The organism is Dokdonia sp., from assembly GCF_039945015.1.
In the GTDB taxonomy this organism is placed as follows: Bacteria; Bacteroidota; Bacteroidia; order Flavobacteriales; family Flavobacteriaceae; genus Dokdonia.
Genome location: NZ_JBDUXP010000004.1, coordinates 81,532 through 95,979 on the forward strand (window position 1 = coordinate 81,532; position 14,448 = coordinate 95,979).

The 14,448-nt window shown below is 32.5% G+C and carries 11 protein-coding genes; 3 read left to right on the forward strand and 8 right to left on the reverse strand.

Features of this window, described 5'->3' with window-relative positions:
- Positions 1-44: 44 nt before the first annotated feature.
- From ABJD27_RS02555 to ABJD27_RS02585, 7 genes are read right to left on the reverse strand one after another with little or no spacing between them, the layout of a single operon-like run.
- Positions 45-779, reverse strand: coding sequence for a methyltransferase domain-containing protein (locus ABJD27_RS02555; protein ID WP_348171518.1), 735 nt, complete (start codon positions 777-779; stop codon positions 45-47).
- 48 nt (positions 780-827) lie between these two features.
- Positions 828-2,135, reverse strand: coding sequence for an NAD(P)/FAD-dependent oxidoreductase (locus ABJD27_RS02560; RefSeq protein ID WP_348171516.1), 1,308 nt, complete (start codon positions 2,133-2,135; stop codon positions 828-830).
- A gap of 16 nt (positions 2,136-2,151) precedes the next feature.
- Complete coding sequence (locus ABJD27_RS02565) at positions 2,152-3,288, reverse strand: acyl-CoA dehydrogenase family protein (protein WP_348171515.1); 1,137 nt, start codon at positions 3,286-3,288, stop codon at positions 2,152-2,154.
- Positions 3,285-4,796, reverse strand: a complete 1,512-nt coding sequence (locus ABJD27_RS02570; protein ID WP_348171513.1) for an amino acid adenylation domain-containing protein — start codon at positions 4,794-4,796, stop codon at positions 3,285-3,287. Before ABJD27_RS02570 ends, ABJD27_RS02565 begins: the two co-directional genes overlap by 4 nt.
- The gene (locus tag ABJD27_RS02575) at positions 4,797-6,851 is read right to left on the reverse strand and encodes a radical SAM protein (RefSeq protein WP_348171511.1); all 2,055 of its coding nucleotides are present in this window, start codon (positions 6,849-6,851) and stop codon (positions 4,797-4,799) included.
- A gap of 9 nt (positions 6,852-6,860) precedes the next feature.
- Positions 6,861-7,109, reverse strand: a complete 249-nt coding sequence (locus ABJD27_RS02580; protein ID WP_348171508.1) for an acyl carrier protein — start codon at positions 7,107-7,109, stop codon at positions 6,861-6,863.
- Positions 7,099-9,669, reverse strand: coding sequence for a hypothetical protein (locus tag ABJD27_RS02585; protein ID WP_348171506.1), 2,571 nt, complete (start codon positions 9,667-9,669; stop codon positions 7,099-7,101). The genes ABJD27_RS02580 and ABJD27_RS02585 overlap by 11 nt, the downstream gene beginning before the upstream one ends.
- Positions 9,670-9,832: 163 nt before the next feature.
- Here ABJD27_RS02585 and ABJD27_RS02590 point away from each other — a divergent pair, with 163 nt between their 5' ends.
- From ABJD27_RS02590 to ABJD27_RS02600, 3 genes are all read left to right on the forward strand, one after another.
- Positions 9,833-10,513 (forward strand): sulfotransferase domain-containing protein, encoded by a 681-nt coding sequence (locus tag ABJD27_RS02590; protein ID WP_348171504.1) that lies wholly within the window; start codon positions 9,833-9,835, stop codon positions 10,511-10,513.
- A 14-nt stretch (positions 10,514-10,527) separates the two neighbouring features.
- The gene (locus ABJD27_RS02595) at positions 10,528-11,640 is read left to right on the forward strand and encodes a glycosyltransferase family 1 protein (protein WP_348171502.1); all 1,113 of its coding nucleotides are present in this window, start codon (positions 10,528-10,530) and stop codon (positions 11,638-11,640) included.
- Between the two features lie 488 nt (positions 11,641-12,128).
- Positions 12,129-13,538, forward strand: a complete 1,410-nt coding sequence (locus tag ABJD27_RS02600; RefSeq protein WP_348171501.1) for a proprotein convertase P-domain-containing protein — start codon at positions 12,129-12,131, stop codon at positions 13,536-13,538.
- A 242-nt stretch (positions 13,539-13,780) separates the two neighbouring features.
- Here ABJD27_RS02600 and ABJD27_RS02605 read toward each other — a convergent pair whose 3' ends face one another.
- On the reverse strand, positions 13,781-14,425 hold the full coding sequence (locus ABJD27_RS02605) for an esterase (protein ID WP_348171499.1): 645 nt from the start codon (positions 14,423-14,425) through the stop codon (positions 13,781-13,783).
- Positions 14,426-14,448: the final 23 nt, after the last annotated feature.

Below are 14,448 nucleotides of genomic sequence, written 5' to 3' on the forward strand. Positions count from 1 at the left end.
GATGGAAAGAGAAATAATAGAAAAAAGTAAAGTGCTAATTTTTTTTATACATTCTCAGAGTTTATAGATTTAGTAAGAAGATAAATTGCTGGTAGTTCAGCAAAATCACCAGAGTTCAATACTATATTTGTTTTTAGGGATGTTTCCTGTATACTAAGTAGCTGATATTCTTCTTTTGGAAACCAAGAAAGTAGTTCTTTTTTCGATACTCCTAATGGGGGAAAATTACTAGATAAGGTGTTCTGTAGTGTTTGAGGTATTTTAGAATGATTTTGGACAAGTTTAGATATGAATTCCCTGATATTAAGTGCGGTCTCGATCATAAATATAGCACCTTGTTGACCTAATAGAATTTTTAAATTTTGAACAAAGGTTGTTCGGTGTTTATATGGGATTTGATGTATTACTCCACGCATATAAATATTTGAATCTCCTACTTTTTTATGAGTTTTTATGCATGTTTTAGTGTCTAGCATATCCATTACCTCAAATTTAAGTCCTTGGTGATTTGCTAGTTGTTTTGCAGTAAGGATAGCTTTTTTAGAAGCGTCAATACCTGTTACATTATTATAATGCTTACTCAAATAAAGAGTTTGTACACCTGTACCGCATCCTATATCAATAAGGTGGAGAGAAGAATTAAAGTACGGTTTAAATATGCAAAAATCTTTTTCAATAGCGCGTGAAGGCTTTACATCCCATAGTGCAGGTTCTTTGCTTGCATTTAATTGCCTATATAATTGATCCCAGTATAATCCACTCTTTATTTGTTTTGACATACTTTCGATATTAGGATTTCATGATAATTAAGAAATCTCAAGATAAAATTACAATAATGTTGGTGTTACCAAATCTACTTCTTTTACTTCTCTACTTACGCTATTACTTCCCAGCAATTTATTGAGTGTTTCGAATCTGCCTGTCATCTTAGATTGAGCTAGAATGAGTAACAGTTCTTGCTCACTAAAGGAGTGAATAATTTTTTGACCTAATTTGAATAAATGATCAGGGACTTGCTTCGAAGGATATGCCAATATTTTAAATATTTTTAGTCGCTTGTCATATTCTTGCGCAAATACATTTTTATAGAATTCCTTCCTATATGGTTTTCTCAAACTATTGCTTACTGCCCATGCGGCTAAATAGCCACCATACATGGATACTGGTACGCCTTCAGAACTGATAGGATCTACAAAAGCGGCGGCATCTCCAGCAAGAAAACAATTCTCATAAACTAAGTCCGTTGACTTATATGCATAGTCTCTAATTGATTTTACAGAACCAGATATAAGGTTACTCTCTAACAACATATTTCCTACAAGAGGAATTTCTTTACTAAACGAATCAAATCTTTCTTCCAGTGTTGTTCCTCCAGCCTTAAAACTTGATTGATGTTCGTTAGATAAAATGATGCCAACACTCACTTTCTCTCTCAACATTATTTTCCAGCTCCATCCCCAATTTCCTATATCGGATACTACAGTCATTCCACCATGATCATATCGCTCTTCAAAGGTTCTTATCTTTAAATTTTTATCATAAAAATTGCTTTTGTCAAAATATCCCCATACAGCTTGAAAACCAAAATCCTTATCAAATTCTCTCGATCGTTTTTGTTTAGAAAATAGTGCTCTTTGTCCAGATGCATCAATGACATATTTGGCCTTTATTACATGCGATTCACCAGTGATGGTGTTTTGATAGCTAACGATTGCCTCATTAGGATTAGAGATATCTACATGCTTCACTTTCGTCTGTTCAAATACAGACCCACCTTTTTCCCTTACCTTATTAAGCAATATCTGATCAAAACGATCTCTCTCTACATGCAGTGCATTTCTGTTTATGCCAAAAGATTTAAATGAGAGTGTTTTTGTCTGACCTTCCCATGCTACTATTCCCCCTGTTTTTTGTAAAAAGCCTTCGTTTTCGATATCTTCTGAAGCGTCTATAAGATCAGTAAATTTCCAAAAGGTAGGTATGATGCTTTCTCCCACAATATTTCTAGGAAATTTTTCTTTTTCTAATACAACTACTTCGAATCCTTTTTTTGCCAATATTCCTGAAGCAATAGAACCGGCAGGACCTCCTCCTATCACTACTACATCACATTTATCCGGGATATTACTATTCATATTGTTGTTTTTGAAATCAAAGACTTCTTAAAATTAAGTTTTTTTGTATTTCAGAAGTTCCTGAGTATAGTGTTGATGCTGCTGCATCTCTGAATGATCGTGCAATATCTTTATTTTTTATATAACCACTTGCACCATATATCTGTAATATATTTGAGGATGCATTTTTGTATAATTCACTGACATACAATTTTGCCATTGATGCCGCAATATTTGCTTTTAAATTATTTTCTATGAGAAAAGCGGCTTTAGCTATTAAGAGCTTTCCAGCTTCTATTTTTGTTTTTATGTCGGCTAGTTTATGGCCTATGGATTGGTGATTTATAATGCTTTGATTCGCAATCTTTCTTTCTTTTACAAATACAACTACTTCATCTAGTAGTCTTTGTAAGGTACCAATATGAATTGCACTCAGTCCAACACGTTCCCACATCATTGATTTTGTGAATTGTACTGTTCCTCCACCTTCTTTACCTATTAATTTGGAGTTTGGTATCTCTGTGTTCTTGAAAGTGACATTACCCATCAATGCAGTTCGAAGACCCATCTTTTCAATTTTCTCACTTGCTTCGAAGTATTTTTTTTCTAATACAAAACCACTTACACCTCCTAGTGCACCTTTTTGCTCATTTGTCATTGCATATACGACGGCTAAGTCTGCAACGGGTGCATTCGTACAGTAACATTTTTCTCCATTAAGGATGTATCCATTTTTTGCTTTACTTGTAATAGTACTCATCTTAAAAACGTCAGAACCACTTTTTCGTTCTGTGATCGCATTTGTAGCTATCCAAGAACCATCGCACAAAATCGGCAGATATTCTCTTTTCTGTATTTCGGAGCCATATTTCCAAATTGGAATAGTACACGCCAATAGGTGAGCACCTATAGAGAAACTCAAACCATTATCAGTACATCCATACCCCAATGCCTCTAATGCTATGACCATATTTTCAAAACCCAATCCTTTTCCTCCGTATTCTTCTGGTATACAGAGGCCTTGTAATTTTAGATCGCCGCATTTTTTCCAAAGGGCTCTGTCAAATGTCTCATTTCGATCTCTGTCTTCTACTCCTTCATTGAGCTCTGAGTGAGAAAAGTCTATGATCTCATTTCTCAATGCAATTTGCTGTTTATTTAGGATATAGGTCATAGTTTTAGTAAGCTCTGATAATCTACTTTATGTGTACTCGTTTTTGGAATTAAAGATAAAGAAACAAATCTATCTGGAAGCATATACTTTGGGAGGAATTTGAGACAATGTTCATTCAGTTCTAGTACCTGCAATTCTTTATTATGTATTTCTACAGGTTGATAAAAAGCACTTATTTCAATTTTCCCTTCATGCTCTTGTGCTATGATTGCCGCTTCAGATATATTGGCATGTTTTTGAAGTGCAGATTCTATTTCTGCCAGTTCTATTCTGTAGCCATTCTTTTTCACCATTCTATCTTTTCGACCAATAAATACATAATTGCCCGATTCATCTAACATCACCCAATCACCAGTTTTGTACCATGTTTCATTCTCATCATCTTTTATGAAAGCATCTGCATTTTTAGCACTATTGTTCCAATATCCTGGAGATACAGACGAACCTCTGATGAGTAGCTCTCCTTTTTTTATTGATGAAGTAGTATTTGTCTCGTCATACAATTTCGATTTTACGTAAGGACAAGGTAAACCTATAGGAAATGCAGATTGTCTTCCATAGATCACATTCGGGATCTTGTAGTACGTTACAACATTCGTTTCAGTAGGGCCGTACAAGTTATAAAAATTTCCAGTTGACCACTTTTCTTTTATCTCTATAAGAGATTCTATGTTGAATACTTCCCCTGCAAATAGCACATGCTTTATTGAAGTATGATCAAATCGTTCAATTTTACCAAATCTTAGCATCAATTTTAAAAAACTAGGTGTTGCATATAGGGTGGAAATTTTTCTTTGCGCTATCAATGAAGATATCATTCTTGGGTTTCGAGAGGTAGCAGCATCTATGAGGACTAGGTGAGCACCTTTCATCATACTTACGTAGAGATCAAATGTCGATAGATCAAAGTGATATGGTGCAATAGATAAAAAAACATCTTCATGACTAACACTTAATAATTCGTTTGACCATTTAATAAAGCTTAAAACATTCTTATGTGTAATCATTACTCCTTTGGGTGTACCTGTAGAACCTGAGGTATAAAGAATAATAGCAAGATCATTGGGTTGCTCAAGAAGATTTTTATCTGATGATTCGTTTATGACTAAGACCAACCCATTCAAAGGTAAATCTATTTGGATAGAATATGTTTTTAGATAAGGCTTTAAAATATCAATTAAAGCTTCTTCAATGATTATCGCTTTTGGTTGAGCATTATCAATTATAATAGACATTCGTTCTACAGGTGATTCAGCATCTATAGGAACATATGCAGCTCCAGATTTTAAAATCCCAAAAATGGAAATGGTTGCATTGATAGTTTTTCGAGATATGATACCAACTCTAACACCTTCTCCTATTTCGATAGAATTAAGAACATCTTGTATAATGGAAATTTTATGATGTAACTCACCGTAAGTGATGAGATTATTGGAGGCATCAGATAGCGCAACACTATTAAGATTTATATTGAAACCGTTATGCAATATGTCTTGTATACTATGCATTTATAAGACTTTAGAAGCCAAGGGGTGTACAACACAATGTTTACTTTTACTATTGAGAAGCCAATCAATATTTCCCTTGGATGGCGGTATTCCCCACGGATTTTTAACTAAATACGAAATAGTGTAATGCTTTGATTTCAAGTAGCTATTTGACATTAGTTTTTTAGTTTCTACAGCTATGATCTTTGGCAGATCTATCCAAGGAGTAATATTCCCAGATTTTGTGTTTTTTTTGCCTTCAAGAAGATCTGTGGTGTTCAAAATTGTGCTTTTCAGATCATTACAAATTTCATGCACATTGTATTGAAATTCATAAGAGTCTTTTGGTTTCCAACTAGGCTTTGGAGCAATCAATAAGTTGTATTCAATAATTTCGTGTAAGAGATGTTGCTCTTCTTGGGATTGACAACAATCATATTGTTTACATAATGCAGTATAAAAATCATGAATGAAGGTTTTTAGAAAAGGAATGTTATTTTCTTTTAATCCTGTTTTTTGATTAGTTTTGAACCAAATAGAATGACTGACTGTCATCAAATACTGATTATCATCTACACCAAATTTATCAATGAAGTATTTAAATATATTTCTTAATCTAAAGAGGAAATCCTGATAACTTTCATTAGATGAAAGCAAATCCTCATTCTGGAGGACATCATTCATGAAGAGGAATATTTCCTTATTAGAAATATCATACTTGGATAAAAAATGATTGGTCATCTGACCCAAATTATGATTATGAAGAAAGTGAACGATACCCATAAAGTATCTCCCTCTTTTCATATCCTCTACGCTCAATAGAGGATTGCTCATTACTGTACAATCATAATAATCAGATTTTTCATCGTCAGGCACCTGCTCTGTAACTACATCTGCCGTAGTCAAAAGACCTAATTGTTCTTTTTTATCATAAAATTCAGTACCTGGTATTAAGACTAATTGATGTATCTTCAATGATGGTACTAGACTACTTGTGACAATGTTAATTCCATTTAAGAAGTCTTCTAATGATTCGCCAGGTAAACCAATAATGATATCCGTATATGTATCAACATTTCTCTTGTCAGCACTTCGTATAAGATTCATAAATTTATAGGGAGACATGGAGTATCGTTTAGAAAATTCTTCAGCCTTTGAAGTTACAGTTTGTAGTGCAATAGTGGTTGCACATGAGATACCTCCCTTTTGGAAAATAGAAGCTATTTCCAAGATTCTATCACTACTATTTTTTGCCCAATTTACACCTACAGACTTGAATGGAAAACCATTTTTTTTATTGACATTTACAATGATCTCGGCAATTTCTGCGTCACTCGGAAAAATTCCAAAATTGGCATCTGCCAGCCAAAAAGCCCTGACTCTACTTTTAGCAAAAAAATCCATTTCTTCTCGTACTCTTTCAAGTGACATCCGATACACTTTGGAGTTTCCATTTCCCCAATAACAAAATGAACACCTATAGGGACAACCTCTATTTGTTTCATAAAATACGGGTGAAGGTTTAGGTTGAATTAGACCAGAGAGATAAGGAGATGGAACGTCATCTAATAATTCAATTCTATGACCAATATTGGGTCGTACTATTTGACCCTTTGCATCTCTAAATACGCAATTTTTTGAATTAGCAAATAAGTCCTTACCTTGAACTAGAGCAAGACAAATATCTGCGAATGAAGGTTCACCTTCACCTTCTACTAGGCAAGATACGATAGCATACTTTTCAAGTATTTCTTCACCTTGCTTGCCTGAACAATTTGGTCCTCCCATGAGTATTTTGGGGAGTGTTTTTTGCTCGGAAAGTATATTAAGCGTGTCGCATATCTTCTTATGATTCCAGGAATAATCTGAAATGGCAATTAAGTCTGCATTTACATCCAATATGTCATTTACTATTTTTGAAACAGGAATTTCTCTTGGATATTCAAGAATGAGAAATTCTACATTTTCTTTAACCTCTTGTATTTTGTTAGCATACGCCACCAGCAAACCCAACTGGTAAGGTGGTGAAGTGTAGTATGACTTGAAGTCTAGTAAAATGATTTTTTTTCTTACCAAAGTTGATTACTATGCTTGTTTTTTTATAATAAAATCTGATAATATAGAGATCGTATTTAGATTTTCTTTATCTACTTCATGTGCTTCAAATTGCAAATTAAAATTTTCTTCAATGAAGTCTACTATTTCTAATGCTGAAATAGAATCAATGATACCACTAGTCAATAATTCGGTATCAGAGGTCAATGAATTGGGATCGCCACTAAAAAAATTCTTTACAATATATTCTTTTAATTTATTTTCAATTTCAGTTTTCATTCAAATTTATTTTTTTATTGATTTTCAAATAGAGTGCATCAGCTATTAATTCATGAGCTTTTGCATTAGGATGGTTGTCCCATTCTGCTATTCTTAACAGATTCTTATTATAGTTTAAATAGGCGGTGCTTATATCATAATACTTAATCTTATTCTTCTTAGATATATGTTCTATCTCGTTTAGATTTTGCGTTTTATTGTCTAAACTAGGAAATAAAATCAATGAAAAATCTATACCTTCTTCTACGCACTTTTTATTGAGATGATTTATGCACCAATCTATTAATATATTTCCTTTCTTAATTTCCTCATCTTCCTTCATATTAGGGTCAAAACTTAAATTTTCCTTCTCTATAAAATTGACTAATTCATACAGCCAGGGGCTATTTTTTAATATGTGTTCGAAACTTTCTGTGTTTGTAGATTGTTCTTTAATCCATTTCAATGTTTTTTGGAAATGAAAAACTTCTTTTTCGTGCATACTTAATAGCACATGAGTAGGTTCAAAATCCTTTACTTGTTTATGAAATTTTTCAATATTTTCTATTACAGAGGAGCCTGATATAGAAAAATTTAAAACTTCATAATTAGGATCACTAGTTTTTCTATTACCATTAAGTTTATCTTCAATCAAATTTTCAAATACTTCATTGTTGTCTACCCCAGTACCCATTTCTAAAGATCCGCCTAGAATAGCAATTCGTGTTGTATGTTCAGGTCTTTTTTTAGCGTATTCTTTGTCTCTCATGCCCCAACTATTAGTTACCAAATGCCCATCTTTAAATATGATGTCAATATTTGGTTTCAAATTAACAAAGAGGTCTTTCTGAATCATAGCTCCAGTTTTATTCAGTCGAATCCATCGTGCTGGTCTCTTTGATTCATTTTGCCAAGATTGAGAATTAAATTGGTTACCAGTCAATATCTCTTCATAATACCCTTTAGATTGAAGTTCAGTGTCAGTTTTATTTAACCGATGCGAAACATAGGCTTGTAATGTTCTTTGATTCTTTTTGGATAACAAATTGCTTGCAAATGAGCTAGTAATGAATAATACCCCTATCAAAAATGCAAACTTGTAGATATCTTGACTTCTGTAAAAAAATCGAAAGAGGGTTCTGAATTTTTCATTTTCGTACATCCAGACACCTAAAGCAAGTGATAATAATGTTAATAAAAAAATGAGAAGCACATATCCTATTTCAATTATCGATGAACTTTTTATTTTTATCAAGAGGTTTATCCAATCAGAAAAGGATGGGCTGTTATACAGACTATAAATAATGGCAATGATTAGATTTGTAAAAATAATTTGAAGCGCTCGAGTACATGCAAATTTCCAAGTTTTATTATTTAAGTGAGACACGTTTGCTTTACCTCTATTTTTAGTTTGATATACTACAGCAACTAATACAAGGATACATAGTATAGACCAAAACACTATTTCGGGCCCTCTTAAAGAGAATTTTCCTAAAACCCAAAACCATTGATAAGAGTGTAAGAACCAATTGAAAAAGAATGTAAGTACTGTGCCAATTGTGAGTGCTAGAATTGTACTTTTTTTACGAAATTTAAAATAGATAGGATAGTAAAATATTTTCACCATAAAATCTTTCCAATAAATATTTACCCTTCTCCAATAATCATCAAAACCATGTGCTAAAAACATATAGTTAAAAATATCAGGTAAATTAAAGCCAAATAATCGTAGTATGCCTATAGCAATATTTAATAGTCCATTTAATCTAATTAGAAATAAATATGAAATAGCTATGTAATAAAAAAACATAAGAACTCCATCTACTTCACTTATTAAAGGTAAGAGATAATAAACGACACGATAGAATAATAGCTGAAATAAACCAAGTATAATAAGGTTAACCCCTCTTTCATATATCTCTGTATCTTTTTTGTTATAGTATGTGCTATTAAATAATTTAAAATCAATTATAGGGAAGATAGGAAAACTAAAATTTGGTAAAGTAAAAAAATAAGAAAGTGATTGCCAGATAGAAGGTTTTTTCTTTTGATACTTTAGTTCATGTAAGTATAGAATAATTCTAAACATAAACATGACTCCAAGTAAACTCACAAAATTTGACGTTAATGCAAGACCACCTACAAAACCAGTCTTTTTAATAGTATATTGACAAAATGCCAAGCAAATTCCAAAAAGGACTACTAGTAATTTTCTTATTGTTATAGAAAAAGGTAAATGACAAATACCTATCAAAGCTAATGCGATTCCTATAAATGTAAAAGCTTGGGCAGGTGAAAAAAAATAAAAAATAGGGACTAATGAGGCTATGAAAAAAAAGAAAAGCCTATATGAGATTGGTAATAAAGCGTTTATAATAAATGCCACACATGCTATTGCCATAATAACGGGCAAATTTAAATCACCCTCTATATCAAATGCATAAATCACCCAAGTAGATAAAAAGGTCAAACTAAGATTTTTGAGAAGCGAAATTATTTTTCCTTTACTAAAAGAATTTTCGTTCACTTTTAAAACTTGTTCATTTAAATTACACTTAAATAAATTAACAATTTGGTTCATGAAAAATAATGATTATCAATGTGAGTAGTTTGCACTTAATAATAAATGTTTTTGGCGAGTAAATAAGAACAATGATTTCCTATAAGTAAGACTACAAATATATACATTTGCTCCTCTTTTATTTAAGGTATATTTGTATATTGGATAAATATAAATATTTTTAATGATTTGGTTAGCATCTTTTCCTAGGTCAGGAAACACTTTTTTTAGAAATATTCTTTTTGATGTATACGGTATTGAATCTAGTGAGTTTCATATGGAAACAGACAAAAAAGTACTCAAGAATTTCTCTTCATTTCCTGTAGTTAAAACGCACTTATTGCCTCATCAACTCCCAAGAGATCTTCAATCTATGAAATCTGTATATATAATTAGGGACGGTCGAGATGCGTTGGTTTCTATTGCCCACCACAGAAAAGACATCATCGCTCCTGGTTCTAATTATTACAAAAATCTGACTGAAGCAATCCTAGCAAGAGGAGGTAGTTTTTTTGGAGGTTGGTCTGTAAATGTAGAGAAATGGGTGAACAAAGCAGATCTTGTAATTCGCTATGAAGACTTAATTAAAGATCCCATTGGTCAAGTGGAACGCCTCAAAGAAATAATGGAGCTTCCAGCGCCTAATTTAAAAAAACTCCCAACATTTCAATCACTAAAAAAAGGAATGCCACAATATGGAGTTGAAGGAAGGAGAATAAAAAATACAGAACAAAAAGTAGAACATGTTAATAAATTTTTTAGAAGAGGAATAGCTGGATCTTATAAAGATGAAATGCCAAAAATATTTCAGATGTTATTTTGGTTAAAAAATAAAAAGCAAATGAAAACAAATAATTATTATTGATTAACAGTTCATTTATGAAAATTGCCATACTTGCCGACACGTTAGATAATCAAAATGCAGGTATTCATATATATACTACATCTTTGATTAAAGAGTTGTTAAAAAGAAATGATGGACATGAATATATTCTAGTTCGTCAAAAAAAAGATGATGAACTATCTCATATAAAGCAGATTGCGATTCCAAATAGTAGCCTACCTATTGGTTTTGCATCGCTTAGATTGTTTTTTATAATTCCCTATATACTAAGAAAACAAAAAGTAGATGTTGTTTTTGAACCCGCTCATTTTGGACCTTTCAATTTACCTAAAAGAATAAAACGCGTTACATTTATACATGACCTTACGCCTATAATACTTCCTGAATATCATCGTTGGCATAGCCAGATACTGCAACGGATATTTTTGAAACGAATATTAAAGAATACACATTTGATTTTTACAAACTCTAAAAACACTAGAAAAGATTTAGAGCAACATTACCCATTTACCAAAGGTAAAAACAAGATTCTTTTACTAGGGAAAGACAATAGATTTCAACCAAATAAAAATAAAGATGTAGTTCATAATTTCGGTATAGAGTTACCATATTTTTTGTCTGTTGGGACCATAGAGCCCCGAAAAAATTTGGTACGTTTACTTAAAGCCTATACCATTTTTATGAACGAAACAAACAAGCCATACAACCTTGTGTTTGCAGGTGGACTTGGATGGAAAACTGAAAACTTTAAAAAAGAACTAGCAATACACCCATATAGAGACCATATAAAAATATTGGGATATATAAAAGAAGAAGAATTACCAATAGTATATAGTCATGCGAGCGCTTTAATTTATCCTTCCTTGTATGAAGGTTTTGGCCTTCCTGTGTTAGAAGCGTTAGCTTGTGGCACAGATGTAATATGTTCAAATACATCCAGTCTACCAGAAGTAGGAGGAACAGTAGCTCACTACTGCAATCCACAATCTGTTGATGAAATAAAAGAGAAAATGATTAAAATTTCTCAATTTTCAGTACCTGAACAGAAAATAAATAGTCAAAAAAACGTAGAACAGGCACAGCTATTTTCGTGGAAAAAACATGTTGATTCTTTTATGAACAATATCGAGATGTTGATTACAAATTAACACTATTTTAATTGAACTCGGGTTATGAAATTAAGAATCCTTGTAATGGAAAGCTATGAAGATTTTTTATGTGTTGCGCTTTCGCGAAAGCGTATGAAAAAGGATTTAAAAGTAAGTTCTGACAAGTGATACAATTCAACGTTTTTGCCCTAAATTTTGTTATTACCGTAGACGCTTAAAAAATGGCGAAAAGTAATAGGGGAGTTCAAAAAAGAATATACCCTAACAGTAAAAAGTCTGTTAACCCCATATTTTAAGAGAATACATACGCAATTTTATAAGCTATTATTGCGTTTTTAAACGCAATTTTTGTTAAAAAAAATATAAAATTTAATTTTTAGTACCTGATAGTTATTTGTTTGAGTATTACATCGATGCTTAGTGGTATTTTATCGAAAAGTGTTTTGAGATGTTAATTAAGTTTAAATCCCTCATTTATTCTTAATATATTGTAACCTTTTGAACTCAATAAATAAACTAGATAAATCATGAAACTAACCAAATTATTTACTTCCTTATTTTTGGTGGGAGTATTATTCTCTTGTTCTGAAGAAGAACTTACTATCGAAGATGCAAGTACTATAGATAGTCTTGAACTTGTAGCAGATTTAAGTACGTATACAGATTCATCTCTTGGGATGTATAAAGGTGTGTATACAACGGCAGATAGTCAAGATCGCGGTACTGTAGAAATTAAAGTGATTAATAATGAAACGGCTAAGGCGAGCATTACGTATCTTAACGGAGTCGTTGAGTTTTTTAATGGAACAGTACAAGAACAAAATGGATTGACAGCTAATGATGAAATGAATATAGTATTCAATTCTAGTAATTCTAGATCTTCTTCATTTGTTTTTAATGTAAATAGCAATGGATCTAATCCAACAATTACAGATGCAAATTCAAATTCAAAAGCATCTCTTATTACTGTAGTAAAAGAAAACACACGTGGTGCTGTTGTGCCACTTACAGGATCTTTTTCTTCTGATGCAATGAGTGTAACAGCAGCAAGTGGTACTTGGAGCATTATCTTTAATACAGGTACTGGAGATGGAGATGATACAGATATCACAACACAAACGATCTTTAATACATTAGATTTTGGATCTGCAACGGGTAATTCACAAAGTGGATGTACTACTACTGCAGGTGGAGGTTCAACTACTTGTACTGTAGAAGGAATGTATACATCACAAGGTATTGATATTACTTGGAATGGAACACATTCATTTACAACAGGCGTAGATTGTTCTACATCTTCAGGTACTTGGAGTACTGCAAATGGTCTTTCTGGAACGTTTATTACAGATGCAATGTGTATTTTTCCTTGTGAAGGAATGACTAACACGTTTGTTGGTGGTGGTGCTGGTACTGATATTATAAGTAATACAACATTTACTGTTGCGGCTACAAGCACGGCTATGGGAACTATAGGTGTAGATGCAGATATTGATAATGTAACGCTTGATATCTTTCATACTTTTGATGGTGATCTAGATATTACATTAATATCTCCAGTTGGAACTATGCTTGATTTAACTTCCGATAACGGAGGTGCTGGTGACAGCTTTACAATGACTGAGTTTAGAGATGGAGCTCCTAATATTACAACTGGAGCTGCGCCATTTACAGGAATGTTCCAACCAGAAGGTGGTACTTTTGCAGCTACTTTTGATGGGGAGTCTACTACTGGTAATTGGGTTTTAAGTGTAACTGATGATGCAGGTGGTGATCAAGGAACATTAAATAGCTGGTCTATTAGTTTCTGTGATGAGAATATTGTAAATAGCGCTGAGTCTCCTGTCAATGAAGAAGCTGAAAGAAGATTCAATAAGGAAATGGAAGGGCTTACCAAAAAAGAATATAAAAGGCTTCAAAGACAGAAAAAATCAAAATAGTCTAAGCTAACTATATATATAATTTAGAAAAGCTGCTCTTTTTAAGAGCAGCTTTTCCTTTTGTATGAATTTCTTAGGGTTAAAGTATCTCACTTTTCATTATCTGAACAGAAAGTAAACAGTCAAAAAAACGTAGAACTTGAAAAGATGTTTTTCTGGAAAAAGCATGGCTTATTCTTTTATAAATAATAATTGGTATAAAATCCCTATGACTTATATATCATGGGGATTTTTAGTAAGAATTACAGAAGTGTATTTATAAAAGAATCATTCACTTCATGAATTCCATCAAAAACTTCAACGTGTAAACGATTACCAAAAAGAGATGTTCCTTTTAACTGTTGCTCAGTTTTGCGCGCTTCATTGATATATTTATCTTTATCCCCATATAGATAAGTAACGGTGGTTGTAGGTGATAAATGTTCAAAATCGGAAGGCGTTAATTCTTGAGGGATGGCACCAGAATGGAGTAAGAGATGCTTACAATCTATATTGCGACTACTAGCCCAACGTGTTACTATAGATACTCCTTGTGAGTATCCCATCAGAATGAGATTAACGTTTAGTTCTTCCCATTTTTTTGATTCAGTTGCCCAAACGGCATCTACATAACGCAATACATTTTCTTTTTCTAAGGCCGTATTCTCTTTGGTAAGCCAGCTAGCTCCTACATACTTAAAACCTCTATCTTGATAATATTTACTAGGCGCTTGTGGAGCGATAATATAATTTTCATCAGGATTAAGTCCTTCAAAATGTTTTATAAAATACCGAGTGAGATGTCCCATGCCATGAAAAGCAAACCATACATTTTTTGTTTTTTGGGTACACGTATATAGAGTGGTGTAGGTATTTGTATGCGTATATGTAATTTGATTTTCTATCATCTTTATTAGTTTTCGCGAAAGCG

What these genes read in the sequence shown, in the direction of transcription:
- ABJD27_RS02605 (WP_348171499.1), bottom strand. Translation starts at nt 14,425, where the DNA reads ATGATAGAAAATCAAATTACATATACGCATACAAATACCTACACCACT.
- ABJD27_RS02555 (WP_348171518.1), bottom strand. Translation starts at nt 779, where the DNA reads ATGTCAAAACAAATAAAGAGTGGATTATACTGGGATCAATTATATAGG.
- ABJD27_RS02570 (WP_348171513.1), bottom strand. Translation starts at nt 4,796, where the DNA reads ATGCATAGTATACAAGACATATTGCATAACGGTTTCAATATAAATCTT.
- ABJD27_RS02600 (WP_348171501.1), top strand. Translation starts at nt 12,129, where the DNA reads ATGAAACTAACCAAATTATTTACTTCCTTATTTTTGGTGGGAGTATTA.
- ABJD27_RS02595 (WP_348171502.1), top strand. Translation starts at nt 10,528, where the DNA reads ATGAAAATTGCCATACTTGCCGACACGTTAGATAATCAAAATGCAGGT.
- ABJD27_RS02565 (WP_348171515.1), bottom strand. Translation starts at nt 3,288, where the DNA reads ATGACCTATATCCTAAATAAACAGCAAATTGCATTGAGAAATGAGATC.
- ABJD27_RS02580 (WP_348171508.1), bottom strand. Translation starts at nt 7,109, where the DNA reads ATGAAAACTGAAATTGAAAATAAATTAAAAGAATATATTGTAAAGAAT.
- ABJD27_RS02590 (WP_348171504.1), top strand. Translation starts at nt 9,833, where the DNA reads ATGATTTGGTTAGCATCTTTTCCTAGGTCAGGAAACACTTTTTTTAGA.
- ABJD27_RS02560 (WP_348171516.1), bottom strand. Translation starts at nt 2,135, where the DNA reads ATGAATAGTAATATCCCGGATAAATGTGATGTAGTAGTGATAGGAGGA.
- ABJD27_RS02585 (WP_348171506.1), bottom strand. Translation starts at nt 9,669, where the DNA reads ATGAACCAAATTGTTAATTTATTTAAGTGTAATTTAAATGAACAAGTT.